This window comes from Streptomyces sp. LS-MS-L19 (assembly GCF_058382285.1).
Genome location: NZ_JBYCLL010000001.1, coordinates 8,715,320 through 8,729,362 on the forward strand (window position 1 = coordinate 8,715,320; position 14,043 = coordinate 8,729,362).

A 14,043-nucleotide genomic window follows, 5' to 3' on the forward strand; every position below is an offset into this window, starting at 1 on the left:
GTATGCACTAATGCGGTTCAGCTCCGTCAACCTAATGCGCATTAGTAACTAAACAAATTAGCTCGGCGAGATGCATTGACGGGCCCGTGGAGCGGCGTGCAAGGTCTCCGTCGTTGGCCAACTCCGCCGCTAAGGAGAACGGTTCGCCGTGCCCATTTCCCGCAGAACTTTCGCCGCTGCCGCCGCTGCCTGTGTCCTCCTGCCGCTGAGCGCCTGCGGCTCAGGAAGCGACGACGGAGGCTCGTCCGACGCCTCAGGAAAGGTCGAAGGCGACATCACCTTCCAGACCTGGAATCTCCGGGCGAACTTCAAGGACTACTTCGACGGCCTGATCGCCGACTTCGAGAAGAAGTACCCCGGCACCAAGGTCAGATGGATCGACCAGCCCGCCGAGGGCTACGCCGACAAGATCAGCGCCGACGCGGCCGGCGGCACCCTGCCCGACGTCGTCAACGTCTCGCCGGACCTCGTCGCCCCGCTCGCCAAGGCCGGCCTCGCGCTCGACCTCGACAAGGCGGCCGGCCAGTACAGGAAGGAGTACCTGGACGGCGCCTGGGCCAGCCACCAAATACCGGGCATGACCGGGACGTACGCCTTCCCCTGGTACCTCAACACCGGCCCGCTCTTCTACAACAAGTCCCTCTTCAAGGAGGCCGGGCTCGACCCCGACCAGCCGCCGAAGACGTACGACGAACTCTTCACCGACGCCCTGGAACTGGCGAAGAAGAGCGACGGCAAGGTGGCCACCCTCGCCAACGTGCCCACCATCGAGGACTTCGGCCGCTACGGCGTCCCCCTCATGAACTCCGAGGGCACCGCCTTCGCCTTCAACGACGCCAAGGGCGTCGAACTGCTCACCAAGTACAAGGAGCTGTACGACGCCAAGGCGCTCGACCCGCAGGCGCTCACCGCCACGCCCGAGTCCTCCGGCAAGAAGTTCCTCACCGGGGCGGTGGCCATGAACCCCGGCAGCGCCCTGGACCTCGGCAACTTCAAGAAGCAGGCGCCGAGCCTCTACAAGAACATCGGCATCACCGACCAGATCACCAGCACCGGACACGTGAACATGTACGTGATGGGCGTGATGGTCAACGCGCAGAGCAAGAAGAAGGCCGCCTCCGTCGCCTTCGCGCACTACGTCACCGACGCCGAGCACCAGATGTCCTTCGCCAAGAAGGTCGCCATCTTCCCGAGCACCGCCGGCTCCCTCGACGACCCCTACTTCACCGAGGAGGACGGCACCGACGAGACCCGGGTGCGGATCGCCGCAGCCAAGTCCCTGAAGAACGCGGTCAACTACACACCCGTCCTCTTCAGCGAGCAGATGAAGACGGCCCTGCGCAACGAGGTCGCCAAGGCGCTCCAGGGCAAGGAAAGTCCGAAGGAAGCTCTCGACAACGCTGTCAAGGCGTGTGACACGCTGCTCCAGCAGCAGGGGTAGCCATGTCGTCGTCCACCGTGTCCCGGGTGCGGCGCCAAGGGCCGCTGAGCCCCTGGCTGTTCGCCGCGCCCGGCCTCCTGATCATCGGCGCGTTCATCCTGTACCCGTTCGTCTCCACGCTGGTCAACGCCTTCACGGACAAACGCACCCTGATCCCCGGGGAGTTCGTCGGGCTCGCCAACTTCCGTGAGCTGCTGCACGACGACATGTTCTGGATCGGCCTGCGCAACAGCACGCTGTACGTCCTCGGAGTCGTACCGGCGCTGGTGATCCTGCCGCTGCTGCTGGCCCTGCTGGTGCAGAAGAACATCCCCGGCATCACCTTCTTCCGGTCCGCGTTCTACACCCCGGTCGTCGCCTCGATCGTCGTGGTCGGCCTCATCTGGGTGTGGCTCCTCGACGAACGCGGCCTGGTCAACTCGCTGTTGGAGACCGTCGGCGTCGGCCGGGTCGGCTTCCTGAGCGATCAGTGGCTGCTCCTGCTGAGCGCCATGGCCGTGACGGTGTGGAAGGGCCTCGGCTACTACATGATCATCTACCTGGCCGCGCTGGCGAACGTGCCGCGCGAGCTGCACGAGGCCGCGGCGGTGGACGGGGCCGGGGCCGTGCGCAGGTTCGTCACGGTGACCGTGCCCGCCGTTCGCTCGACCATGGCGCTCGTCGGGGCGCTCTCCTCGGTCGCCGCCTTCAAGGTGTTCTCCGAGGTGTACCTGATGGCCGGTCCGAGCGGCGGACCGGCCGGCGAGGACACCACGCTCGTGATGCTCGTCCAGCGCACCGGCACCGGGCTCACCGGCCGGGTCGGCTACGCCTCCGCGATCTCGGTCGTGGTCTTCGTCGTCACCGTCGCCCTGATGCTGCTCGTGCTGCGGGCCGACCGGAGGGCGGAGTCGTGACCCGGGTACGCAAGGGCGAACTGGTCCTGCGGTACGTCCTGTTGCTCGCCGTCCTCGCCCTGACCGTCGGTCCCTTCCTGTGGCAGCTGTCCACCTCGCTGAAGGGCCCCACCGAGGACATCTACAGCTCCCCGCCGAGCTTCCTGCCCCGGCACCCGACCCTGCACAACTACGAGCGGGTCTCCGACACGATCCCCGTCTGGGACTACGCCCTCAACTCGCTGAAGGTCGCGACCGCCAACGTCGTGACCAACTGCGTCGGTTCGGCCCTCGCCGGCTACGCCCTGGCCCGGCTGCGCTACCGGGGCCGCCGCGCCGCCACCCTCGCCTTCATCCTGGCGATGCTGGTGCCGGTGGAGGGCATCATCATCGCCCAGTTCACCACCATGCGGGAGCTCGGTCTCAACAACACCCTGATCGGGGTGGTCCTGCCGGGCTGCATCGGCGCGATGAACGTCCTGCTGATGCGCAACGCCTTCCTCAACCTGCCCTACGAGATCGAGGAGGCGGCCTACGTCGACGGAGCCAACGTCTGGCAGCGGTTCCTGCGGATCGCGCTGCCGTCGGTGCGGGGAACCATCGCCGTCGTGGCGATCTTCGCCTTCATGGGTGCCTGGGACGACTTCCTGTGGCCGCTGATCGTGCTGAGCGACCCGTCGAAGTTCACGCTCACCATCGGGCTCAACTACCTGCACGGCACCTTCGCGGGCGACGAGCGGCTCGTCGCCGCGGGCACGGTCATCGCCGTGGCACCGCTGATCGTCCTCTTCGCCTGTCTCCAGCGGTACTTCTTCCGCGGAGTGGGCGAGGGCGCGGTCAAGGGCTGAGCGGGATGCGCGCCCAGGAAGCCCGGCCGACCCGAACACCCCAAGCCAAGGACCCCGTATGCCTTCTGCCGTGCGCTTCGGCGTCAACTACACCCCGAGTCAGGGGTGGTTCCACCACTGGCTCGACTTCGACCTCGATTCCGTCCGCGCCGACCTCGACTCGATCGCCGCGCTGGGACTCGACCACATCCGGGTCTTCCCGCTGTGGCCGTACTTCCAGCCGAACCGCACCCTGATCCGTGAGCGGGCGGTCGCGGATCTCGTACGGCTGGTCGACGCCGCCGCCGAACGCGGCCTGGACGTCAACGTCGACGGTCTGCAAGGGCACTTGAGCAGCTTCGACTTCCTGCCGGCCTGGACCAGGACCTGGCACCGCCGCAACCTCTTCACCGACCCGCAGGTCGTCGAGGGCCAGGCCGCCTACCTGCGCACCCTGGCCGCCGCTCTCCGGGACCGCCCCACCTTCCTCGGCATGACCCTCGGCAACGAGGTCAACCAGTTCTCGGCGGGCCCCCACCCCGATCCCGACCGGGCCACGTCCGAGCAGATCGACGCCTGGCTCACCCGGATGCTGGCCGCCTGCGAGGAGGGCGCCCCGGGCCGGCTGCACCTGCACGCCGAGTACGACGCCACCTGGTACCAGGACGACCAGCCCTTCACCCCGGCCCAGGCCGCCCGCCACGGGGCCGTCACCGCCGTGCACTCCTGGGTCTTCAACGGTACCGCCCAACGCCACGGACGGGAGTCGGTCCCGAGCGAGCACCACGCCGCCTACCTCGTCGAACTCAGCAAGGCCTGGGCCGACGACCCGCACCGCCCGGTCTGGCTCCAGGAGGTCGGCGCCCCCGCACCCCTGGTCCCGCCCGAGCACGCGGCCGCCTTCACCGCGGCCACGGTCGCAGGCGCCCTGGACTGCCCCGACCTGTGGGGCATCACCTGGTGGTGCTCCCACGACGTGTCCCGCGAGCTGGCCGACTTCCCTGAACTGGAGTACGGGCTCGGCCTGTTGACCAACGACCGGCAACCGAAGGACACCGCCCGGGTCCTGGAGCGGGCGGCACGCGCGGGTACGGGTGCCCCTGAACGCCGTACGACCGCCCTGGTCGTCCCCTCAGACCCCGGCTCCCGCTCGCTCTGCGCGCCCGGCGGGCCCGTCTTCGACGCCTGGTTCCGGCTGGTCGCCGACGGCGTCCGCCCCACCACCGTCCTCGACACCCGCGCCGCCGACCGGAACCACCTGGCCGCGCGCGGCATCACCGAGGTCGTCACGCCCGATCAGGTACTCCCACCCCCCAAGGACCACTAGGAGGCACCCGCTCGTGAACCCCACCAGACGCACCGTCCTGCTCGCCGCCACCGCGGCCGCCCTGCTTCCCGCGCTCCCGGCGCAGGCGGCCGCGGCCACCGCGCTCCAGCCGTACGCCACCTACTGGTATCCGGACTCCCTCCCCTCCGGCAGCCCCGGCACCGGCATCACCTGGCGCAGCCTCAAGACCTGGCGGGCGGCCGACGACGCCGACCTGCCCTTCAACACGGCGTCCGTACCGCTCGCCGCCCGCTTCACCCCGACACCGGTGAACACGACGGCCCGGGCGGGCCAGGCCCGGATCCAGTCCCTGGTCTCCTTCGGACCCACGTCGAGCAACCCCTCGCAGGGCTCGGCGACCTCCGACTACTACGCCTTCGGGCACTGGGCCTATGTCGACGAACTCGTCTTCTGGGGCGGCTCCTCGGGCGAGGGGCTGATCCTCGCGCCCAACGCCCCGATCGTGGACGCCGCCCACCGCCACGGCGTGCCCGTCCTCGGCAACATCTTCCTGCCGCCGGTCGCCTACGGCGGGCAGCTGCGGTGGACCCGGGACCTGGTGCAGAAGGACGCGGCCGGCCGGTTTCCACTGGCCGCCCAACTCGTCGCGGTCGCCGCGGCCCACGGCTTCGACGGCTGGTTCGTGAACGCCGAGACCGGGGGAGGGGACGCGGCCCTCGGGGCGGACATGCTGGGATTCCTCAGCGAGTTGAAGTCCCTCGCCGCCGCCCGGGGTCAGCGGGTGACCTGGTACGACTCGATGACCGTGAACGGGTCGGTGAGCTGGCAGGGCGCGCTGAACAGCCGTAACCAGGCGTTCTTCCAGGCCGCCGACGACATGTTCGTGGACTTCCGGTGGACGGCGGGCAGCCTGGCCTCCTCCGGGACGCTGGCGCAGCAACTGGGCCGCAGCCGCTACGAGTTGTGGGCCGGTGTGGACGTGGAGGCGAACGGCTGGAACACGTCCGAGAACTGGGACGCGATCGTGCCCCGCGCCGGCGCCCACGTCACGTCGGTCGGGCTGTACCGGCCCGAGTGGACCCGCAACCACCTGCCCGCCGACCAGCGGTCGCCGCAGGACTTCCACGCGGCCGACGACCGCTTCTGGACCGGCAGGTCCCTCGACCCGTCCCGGCCGGACGCGGCGGACACCTGGCGGGCTCCCGCGGTGTCGGTCGCCGACCGGTCGACGGTCACGTCGCTGCCGTTCGCGAGCGCGTTCAACACCGGGCACGGGCTGCGGTGGCACGAGGAGGGGGACGTCACCTCGGACACGCCCTGGAACCACCTCGGGCTTCAGGACCGCATGCCGTCGCGGCAGTGGGTGGTGCGGACGGAGGGCTCCCGGCCGAGCGTCTCCTTCGACTTCGCGGACGCCTGGCGGGGCGGCAGCAGTGTGCTGGTGAGCGGCCCGGTGGACGAGCCGGTCACCATGGACCTGTACGCCACCCGGCTGCCGATCGGCGACGACACCGTGGTCGAGCTGACCCACCGGACCGACGCGGGCACGGTGAACGTCGAACTGGCCGTCGCCACCGGCGAACCGAGCGCGCCGGGAGCGGCACCGCCGTACACCCATCTGCCGGTGACCGGCGGCGACGGCTGGCGGACCTCGACCGTACGGCTCACCGGGCTCTCCGGGACCCTCCACGCGCTCGGCGTGCGGCTCACCGGGAGCGGTTCGCTCACGTGGCGGCTCGGCGGTCTCGCCGTGTACGACGCCCCCCACACCCCCGCCGCGCCCTCCGGCCTGCGCGTCACCGCCGCTTCCGGCGGCGACCTGCGCCTCGTCTGGAACCCCGCACCCGGCGCCGTACGCCACTACACCCTGCACCGGCTCCTCCCCGACGGCACCCGGCGCTTCCTCGGCGGCACCTGCCAGCGGGCCTACTTCGTCGGCGGTCTGCGGCCCGAACCGGGCGAGACCGAGGCGCGGTTGGAGCTTCGCGCGGTGGGGGAGCTGTACACGTCGTCGGCCCCCGTGACCGTGACCCACCCCTGGTAACCCCCGCGACCTTGGAGAGCACCCCGCATGCATGACGACCGCAGCCTGGTCGAGGCCCGCCTCAGGCGTGTCCTCGACGAGCGCCTCCGCCCCGCCGTGTACCCCGAGTCCGTGCCGCTGGAGGTGGCGGTGTGGCACGCGCCCGACGAGCCGGTGCCCGTCGCCGAGGGCCTGGCGGCGGAGCCGGAGCCGATCGCCGTGGGCGCCCGCTGGGGTGGCCCCTGGGGCACCAGCTGGTTCCGCGTCACCGGCACCGTCCCCGAGGAGTGGGCCGGGAGGACCGTGGAGGCGATCCTGGACCTCGGCTTCGACGAGAACATGCCCGGCTTCCAGTGCGAGGGCCTGGTCTACCGGCCCGACGGCACTCCCGTGAAGGGCCTCAACCCGCGCAACCAGTGGGTGCGGATCGGCGCCCCCGTCGAGGGCGGCGAGGAGGTGCGCCTGCACGTCGAGGCCGCCTCCAACCCCGTGATCCTCGACTACCACCCCTTCCTGCCCACGCAGTTGGGCGACAAGGAGACCGCCGGCTCCGAACCGCAGTACCGGCTGGCACGCATGGACCTCGCCGTGTTCGACGAGACCGTGTGGCAACTGGTGCTCGACCTGGAGGTGCTCGGCGAGCTGATGGTCGAGCTGCCGGTGGAGTCGGCGCGGCGCTGGGAGATCCTGCGGGCGGTGGAGAGGGCGCTGGACGCCGTCGACCTCCAGGACGTGGGCGGTACGGCCGCGCAGGCGCGGGTACGACTGGAGACCGTTCTCTCCGAGCCCGCCGTCCCCTCCGCCCACCGGATCAGCGCGGTCGGCCACGCGCACATCGACTCGGCGTGGCTGTGGCCGCTGCGCGAGACCGTGCGCAAGGTCGCCCGGACCACCTCCAACATGACCGCGCTGCTCGACGACGAGCCGGAGTTCGTGTTCGCCATGTCCCAGGCCCAGCAGTGGGCCTGGGTGCGCGACCACCGGCCCGAGGTGTGGGCCCGGGTGAAGAAGGCCGTGGCCGACGGACGGTTCGTGCCGGCCGGCGGGATGTGGGTGGAGTCGGACACCAACATGCCGGGCTCGGAGGCGATGGCCCGTCAGTTCGTGCACGGCAAGCGGTTCTTCCTCGACGAGTTCGGCATCGAGAACGAGGAGGCGTGGCTGCCCGACACCTTCGGCTTCGCGGCCGGGCTGCCGCAGATCATCAAGGCGGCGGGCTCCAAGTGGCTGCTGACCCAGAAGATCTCGTGGTCGCAGACGAACAAGTTCCCGCACCACACGTTCCGTTGGGAGGGCATCGACGGAACCCGGATCTTCACGCACTTCCCGCCGGTCGACACCTACAACTGCTCCATGAAGGGCAGCGAGATCGCCCACGCGGCACGGAACTTCAAGGACAAGGGCGTCGCCCGGCACTCCCTCGCCCCCACCGGCTGGGGCGACGGAGGCGGCGGCACGACCCGCGAGATGATCGCCAAGGCGGCCCGGCTGCGCGACCTCGAGGGCTCGGCGACCGTGGCCTGGGAGACCCCGGCGGAGTTCTTCGAGAAGGCCGAGGCCGAGTACCCCGAACCACCGGTGTGGGTGGGGGAGTTGTACCTCGAACTCCACCGCGCCACCCTCACCAGCCAGGCCAGGACCAAGCATGGCAACCGCCGCAGCGAACACCTCCTGCGCGAGGCCGAGCTGTGGGCGGCGACGGCGGCCGTACGGACCGGATTCCCCTACCCGTACGAGGAGTTGGACCGCATCTGGAAGACGGTCCTGCTGCACCAGTTCCACGACATCCTGCCCGGGTCGTCCATCGCGTGGGTGCACCGGGAGGCCCGGCGGACCTATGAGCGCGTCGCCGAGGAACTGAACGGGATCATCGACGCGGCCCAGCGTGCCCTGGCGGGGGAGGGGACCCGGGAACTCGTCTTCAACTCCGCACCCCACGGCCGTGACGGAGTCGCCGCGGGCGGCGCCGGGACCGCCCCGGCGGAGGGACGCACGGTCGTGACCGAGCGCCCCGAGGGCGGGTACGTCCTGGACAACGGCGTCCTGCGGGTGGCCGTCGACGGGCAGGGTCTGGTGGTGTCGGCCCACGACCTCGAGTCCGACCGCGAGACCGTCGCCCCGGGCGGGGCGGCCAACCTCCTCCAGCTCCACCCGGACTTCCCGAACATGTGGGACGCCTGGGACGTCGACGAGTTCTACCGCAACACCGTCACCGATCTCACCGACGTGGACGAACTGGTCGCGGAGGACGGAGGCGTGCGGATCACCCGCACCTTCGGTTCCTCCCGCGTCACCCAGGTCCTGTCCCTGGCGCCCGACGAGCGCAGGCTCCTCATCGACACGGAAGTGGACTGGCACGAGACGGAGAAGTTCCTCAAGCTCGCCTTCCCGCTCGACGTGCACGCCGAACGGTACGCGTCGGAGACGCAGTTCGGGCACTTCCACCGGCCCACGCACACCAACACCTCCTGGGAGGCGGCGAAGTTCGAGGCCTGCAACCACCGCTTCGTGCACCTGGAGGAACCCGGCTGGGGTGTGGCGATCGTCAACGACTCCACGTACGGCCACGACGTGACCCGCACAGTCCGGACCGACGGCGACCACGGCACGACCACCACGGTCCGGGTGTCCTTGCTCCGCGCCCCGCGCTTCCCCGACCCCGAGACCGACCAGGGCGTCCACCGCTTCCGGCACGCGCTGGTGCCGGGGGCGGGCATCGGGGACGCGGTGCGGGAGGGATGGCGGATCAATCTTCCGGAGCGGGTCGTACGGGGTGCCGAGGAGGTCGCCCCGCTGGTGACCGTCGACCAGGACGCGGTCGTCGTCACGGCGGTCAAGCTGGCGGACGACGGCAGCGGGGACGTGGTGGTCCGCTGCCACGAGGCGCATGGCGGACGGGCCCGGGCCACTCTGACGGCGGGCTTCGAGGTCGCGGGCGTCGTGGCGACGGACCTGCTGGAGCGACCCCTGGCGGACTCACCCCTGCCGCAGCTGGAAGGGAACGGAGTGTCCCTGCGGCTGCGGCCGTTCGAGCTGGTCACGCTGCGGTTCACCAGAGCCTGAGAGCCTGGGACGAGGGGGGCGGGGAGACCCACGGGGAGACCCGCCCCCCCACAGGTCCCCTACGTCACGCCCCGAGCTGCGCCCGCAGCCACTGCTCCACCTCGCCGACATGCGCGGCCGCCGCCGCCCGGGCCGCCTCCGGGTCGTGGGCGAGCAGTGCGCGGTGGATGGCCGCGTGCTCGCGCCTGGTCCGTTCGAAGGCGCCCTCCTCCTGGTAGCCGCGCCACACCCGGGCCCGGAAGGTGCGGGAGGACAGGCCGTCCAGGATCGCGGCCATCGTGTCGTTCCCGGCCGCCGCCGCGATCTCGCGGTGGAAGGCCAGGTCGTGGGCGATGATCTCCTCCGGATCGTCGGTGGCGTTCATCGCCGTGAGGTGCTTCTCCACCTCGGCCAGCTGGTCGGGGGTGATCCGGGCGGCGGCCAGCGCGGTCGCCGTCGACTCCAGGATGCGGCGCACCTCCAGGAGCTCCACCAGACGCGGCCCCCGGGACAGATCCGCGACCACCCCGAAGGTCTCCAGCAGATCCCCGGCCTCCAGCTGGGTCACGTAGATGCCCGAACCGTGCCGGGCCTCCAGCACGCCCAGGACCGTCAGCGCGCGGATCGCCTCCCGCATCGAACTGCGCGAGATGCCCAGCTGGGCCGCCAGATCCCGCTCGGTCGGCAGCCGCTCGCCCGGCTCCAGCCGGCCCTCGCCGATCATCCCCTTGATCTGCTCGATGGCGCGCTGCGTCACGGTGCCCTTCTGCGGGGCTGTCTCGTCCACGCCACTCCTCCACTCGCTGGGTGCGCCGCAGTCTAACCGTCCAGGTGGTCGGACCACTATGGCCCAGAAGTGAGAAAATCTGGGCCCGCGGGGTATTGCACAGCAGGATTGGTCTGATAAATATGCCGTCATCTGCTCGAACACGCTCAACGAGGAGCCACCAGATGCCAGGCAGAACAGCGGGGAAGCGCACCAGGGTCCGGATCATCGGGGCGGTCGCCGTGAGCGCGAGCGCCTCACTCGCGCTCGTCGCGTGCGGCAGCACGAAGGACACGGCGGGCAGCACCAGTGAAGGCGGCGGCACCGGCAAGGTGGGCGTGGTCCTGCCGCTGCTGACCTCGCCGTTCTGGCAGTCGTACAACGACTACGTGCCCAAGATGGCCAAGTCCGAGGGCGTGGACGCGCTGAAGACGGTCAACTCCAACAGCGATCCCTCCCAGCAGATCACCGACATCAACAACGAGCTCAACCAGGGTGTGAAGGGCCTGGTCGTCGCCCCGCTGGACAGCGCCGCCATCGAGGCCGGCCTCGACCAGGCCGAACGCAAGGGCGTCCCGGTCGTCGCGGTCGACGTGGCCCCCGACAAGGGCAAGGTCGCCATGGTCGTACGGGCGAACAACGTGTCGTACGGCGAGAAGGCCTGCCAGTACCTCGGGGAGCACATCACCTCCGGCAAGGTCGTGCAGATCATGGGCGACCTGGCCTCCGTCAACGGCCGCGACCGCTCCGAGGCCTTCCGGGCCTGTGTGAAGAAGAACTTCCCGAAGCTGAAGGTCCTGGAGATCCCCGCCAAGTGGGAGTCCGACACCGCCGCCTCGCAGCTGAGCACCCTGCTCAACGCCAACCCCGACCTCAAGGGCATCTACATGCAGGCCGGCGGGGTGTACCTCGCGCCGACGCTCCAGACCCTCAAGTCCAAGGGGATGCTGAAGAAGGCCGGTACCGCGGGCCACATCGCCGTCGTCTCCAACGACGGCATCCCGCAGGAGTTCGACGCCATCCGCAAGGGCGAGATCGACGCGACCGTCTCCCAGCCCGCCGACCTGTACGCCAAGTACGGCATGTACTACATCAAGGCGGCGATGCAGGGGAAGACCTTCCAGCCCGGCCCGACCGACCACGACTCCACGATCGTCAAGCTGCCCAGCGGCATCCTCGAGGACCAGCTGCCCGCGCCCCTGGTCACCAAGGACAACGTCGACGACCCGAAGCTCTGGGGCAACACGGTCAAATGAGCACCCCACTCGTCGAAGCCCAGGGGGTCGTCAAGCGGTACGGCCCCACGACCGCCCTCGCCGACGGCCGGCTCACCGTCCTGCCCGGCGAGTCCCACGCCCTCGTCGGCCGCAACGGCGCGGGCAAGTCCACCCTCGTCACCATCCTCACCGGCCTCCAGGCCCCCGACGAGGGCACCGTCCGCTTCGACGGCGAGCCGGCACCCCCGCTCGCCGACCGGGACGCCTGGCGGAGCAAGGTCGCCTGCGTCTACCAGAAGCCCACCGTCGTACCCGAGTTGACGGTCGCCGAGAACCTCTTCATCAACCGGCAGCCGCTGCACCGCGGGTTCATCAGCTGGCGCAGCCTCAAGAAGGAGGCCGCCGAACTCCTCGACACCTGGGACGTCCGCGTCGACCCGGACGCGCGCACCGCCGACCTCAAGGTCGAGGACCGCCAAATGGTGGAGATCGCCCGGGCGTTGAGCTTCGGCGCCCGGTTCATCGTCCTCGACGAACCGACCGCGCAGCTCGACAACCGGGAGATCGAACGGCTCTTCGGCCGGATGCGCGCACTCCAGGACTCCGGCGTCACCTTCCTGTTCATCTCGCACCACCTCCAGGAGGTGTACGAGGTGTGCCAGACGGTCACCGTCCTCAGGGACGCCCGCTGGATCACCACGGCGCCCGTGGCCGACATGCCCCGGGCGGCCCTGGTCGAGGCCATGGCCGGTGAGACCGTCGCCGAACAGGAACAGGCCCTGCGCACCCGGGAGGCCGACGCACCCGTCCTCCTCGACGCCCGCGGACTGACCTCCGGCGCCTACCAGGACGTCGACCTCACCGTGCGCCGCGGGGAGGTCGTCGGCCTCGCCGGCATCAGCGGCAGCGGCAAGATCGAGCTGGCCGAGTCGTTCACGGGACTGCACACCCCGACGAGCGGCACGGCCCGACTCGACGGCAGACCGCTGCCGTTCGGCGACGTACAGGCGTCCCTGAAGGCCGGTGTCGGCTTCGTGCCGCGCGACCGGCACGCCCAGGGCCTGGTCTTCGGCATGACCATCGGCGACAACGCCACCCTGAGCGTCCTGGACCGGCTCGGCCGCCGCGGCTTCGTCCGCAGCGAGCGCAAACGCGGCTTCGCCACCGAGCTCATCGACCGTCTCGACATCCACACCGAGGGCCCCGACCAGCCCGTCTCCGACCTGTCCGGCGGCAACGCGCAGAAGGTCGTCATGGCCCGCGCCCTCGCCTCCGACCCCCGGCTGCTCGTCCTCATCAACCCCACCGCGGGCGTCGACGTGAAGTCGAAGGAGTCCCTGCTCTCCCGCGTGGACACCGCCCGCGAGGACGGCACCGCGGTCCTCGTCGTCTCCGACGAACTCGACGACCTGCGCCGCTGCGACCGCGTCCTCGTCCTCTTCCACGGCCGCGTGGTCGCCGAGCACCCGGCGGGCTGGCGCGACCACGAGCTGATCGCCTCCATAGAAGGAGTGGACCATGGCTGACACCAAGGCCCGCCCGCTCGCGCCCGCACGCGCCCTGACCCCCGGCTCCGCCCGGACGGTCCTGCTGCGCCGGGCCCGCGAACTCGCCCTCGTTCCGGCCCTGTTGCTCCTGATGGTGCTCGGCGCGTTCGTCAACGACTCGTTCCTCACCGAACGCAACCTGATCTCCATCCTCGGTGCCTCCGCGGCCCTCGCGATGGTGGTCCTGGCCGAGTCCCTCGTCCTGATCACCGGCAAGTTCGACCTGTCCCTGGAGTCGGTCGTCGGCATCGCGCCCGCGGTCGGAGCCCTGCTCGTGCTGCCCGCCGCCCAGTCCGGCTGGGGGACCGAGTTCCCGGCCGCCCTGGCCCTGCTCGCGGTCCTCGTGGCCGGTGCCGTCGTCGGCGCGTTCAACGGCGTCCTGGTCGTGAAGTTCAAGCTCAACGCGTTCATCGTCACGCTCGCGATGCTGATCGTGCTGCGCGGACTGCTCGTCGGCGCGACCAAGGGCAAGACCCTCTTCGGCATGCCGGACAGCTTCTACTCCCTGGCCACCACCACCTTCCTGAACATCCCGATGTCGGTGTGGCTCGCCGCGGTCGCCTTCGCCGTCGCCGGCTTCGTGCTCAAGTACCACCGCATCGGCCGCGCCCTGTACGCCATCGGCGGCAACGCCGACGCGGCCCGCGCCGCCGGTATCCGCGTCGAGCGCGTGATGCTCGGTGTGTTCGTCGTCGCCGGCGTCCTCGCCGCCGTCGGCGGCATCATGCAGACCGGCTACGTCGGCGCGATCAGCGCCAACCAGGGCCAGAACATGATCTTCACCGTGTTCGCGGCCGCGGTCATCGGCGGCATCAGCCTCGACGGCGGCAAGGGCACCATGTTCGGCGCCCTGACCGGCGTACTCCTGCTCGGTGTCGTGCAGAACCTGCTCACGCTCGCCCAGGTGCCGTCCTTCTGGATCCAGGCCATCTACGGCGGAATCATCCTGGTCGCCCTCATGATCGCCCGTGTGACGACGGGTCGCGCCCAGGACTGAGCCCGCGCGTCCCGTCCCCT

Annotated in this window: 10 protein-coding genes; 9 read left to right on the forward strand and 1 reads right to left on the reverse strand. The window is 70.3% G+C overall.

Going from position 1 to position 14,043, the window contains the following annotated elements; all coding sequences use genetic code 11:
• Positions 1-148 precede the first annotated feature (148 nt).
• The 6 genes from AC2XR2_RS38800 to AC2XR2_RS38825 are packed head-to-tail and all read left to right on the forward strand — an operon-like array spanning position 149 to position 9,517.
• Entirely contained in the window at positions 149-1,441 is a 1,293-nt protein-coding gene (locus tag AC2XR2_RS38800) for an ABC transporter substrate-binding protein (RefSeq protein ID WP_491517655.1), read from the forward strand.
• A 2-nt stretch (positions 1,442-1,443) separates the two neighbouring features.
• Complete coding sequence (locus AC2XR2_RS38805) at positions 1,444-2,337, forward strand: carbohydrate ABC transporter permease (RefSeq protein ID WP_381297246.1); 894 nt, start codon at positions 1,444-1,446, stop codon at positions 2,335-2,337.
• Positions 2,334-3,164 carry a carbohydrate ABC transporter permease gene (locus AC2XR2_RS38810; RefSeq protein ID WP_330262978.1) on the forward strand — a complete coding sequence of 277 codons (831 nt, stop codon included), beginning with the start codon at positions 2,334-2,336 and terminating at the stop codon, positions 3,162-3,164. Before AC2XR2_RS38805 ends, AC2XR2_RS38810 begins: the two co-directional genes overlap by 4 nt.
• Before the next feature lie 58 nt (positions 3,165-3,222).
• Entirely contained in the window at positions 3,223-4,470 is a 1,248-nt protein-coding gene (locus AC2XR2_RS38815) for a glycoside hydrolase 5 family protein (RefSeq protein ID WP_491517656.1), read from the forward strand.
• A gap of 13 nt (positions 4,471-4,483) precedes the next feature.
• Positions 4,484-6,475, forward strand: a complete 1,992-nt coding sequence (locus tag AC2XR2_RS38820) for an endo-beta-N-acetylglucosaminidase (RefSeq protein ID WP_491517657.1) — start codon at positions 4,484-4,486, stop codon at positions 6,473-6,475.
• 27 nt (positions 6,476-6,502) lie between these two features.
• The gene (locus AC2XR2_RS38825; RefSeq protein ID WP_491517658.1) at positions 6,503-9,517 is read left to right on the forward strand and encodes an alpha-mannosidase; all 3,015 of its coding nucleotides are present in this window, start codon (positions 6,503-6,505) and stop codon (positions 9,515-9,517) included.
• A 64-nt stretch (positions 9,518-9,581) separates the two neighbouring features.
• Here AC2XR2_RS38825 and AC2XR2_RS38830 read toward each other — a convergent pair whose 3' ends face one another.
• Positions 9,582-10,283 carry a FadR/GntR family transcriptional regulator gene (locus AC2XR2_RS38830; protein WP_381297238.1) on the reverse strand — a complete coding sequence of 234 codons (702 nt, stop codon included), beginning with the start codon at positions 10,281-10,283 and terminating at the stop codon, positions 9,582-9,584.
• 164 nt (positions 10,284-10,447) lie between these two features.
• Here AC2XR2_RS38830 and AC2XR2_RS38835 point away from each other — a divergent pair, with 164 nt between their 5' ends.
• From AC2XR2_RS38835 to AC2XR2_RS38845, 3 genes are read left to right on the forward strand one after another with little or no spacing between them, the layout of a single operon-like run.
• A complete protein-coding gene (locus tag AC2XR2_RS38835; protein WP_491517659.1) occupies positions 10,448-11,518 on the forward strand; it encodes a sugar ABC transporter substrate-binding protein in 1,071 nt (356 codons plus the stop codon).
• The gene (locus AC2XR2_RS38840) at positions 11,515-13,005 is read left to right on the forward strand and encodes a sugar ABC transporter ATP-binding protein (protein ID WP_449351143.1); all 1,491 of its coding nucleotides are present in this window, start codon (positions 11,515-11,517) and stop codon (positions 13,003-13,005) included. Before AC2XR2_RS38835 ends, AC2XR2_RS38840 begins: the two co-directional genes overlap by 4 nt.
• Entirely contained in the window at positions 12,998-14,023 is a 1,026-nt protein-coding gene (locus AC2XR2_RS38845; protein ID WP_381297233.1) for an ABC transporter permease, read from the forward strand. The genes AC2XR2_RS38840 and AC2XR2_RS38845 overlap by 8 nt, the downstream gene beginning before the upstream one ends.
• The last annotated feature ends 20 nt before the right edge of the window (positions 14,024-14,043 follow it).

Coding starts and splice junctions, on each gene's coding strand:
- AC2XR2_RS38805 (WP_381297246.1), top strand. CDS start 1,444: ATGTCGTCGTCCACCGTGTCCCGGGTGCGGCGCCAAGGGCCGCTGAGC.
- AC2XR2_RS38815 (WP_491517656.1), top strand. CDS start 3,223: ATGCCTTCTGCCGTGCGCTTCGGCGTCAACTACACCCCGAGTCAGGGG.
- AC2XR2_RS38825 (WP_491517658.1), top strand. CDS start 6,503: ATGCATGACGACCGCAGCCTGGTCGAGGCCCGCCTCAGGCGTGTCCTC.
- AC2XR2_RS38835 (WP_491517659.1), top strand. CDS start 10,448: ATGCCAGGCAGAACAGCGGGGAAGCGCACCAGGGTCCGGATCATCGGG.
- AC2XR2_RS38840 (WP_449351143.1), top strand. CDS start 11,515: ATGAGCACCCCACTCGTCGAAGCCCAGGGGGTCGTCAAGCGGTACGGC.
- AC2XR2_RS38845 (WP_381297233.1), top strand. CDS start 12,998: ATGGCTGACACCAAGGCCCGCCCGCTCGCGCCCGCACGCGCCCTGACC.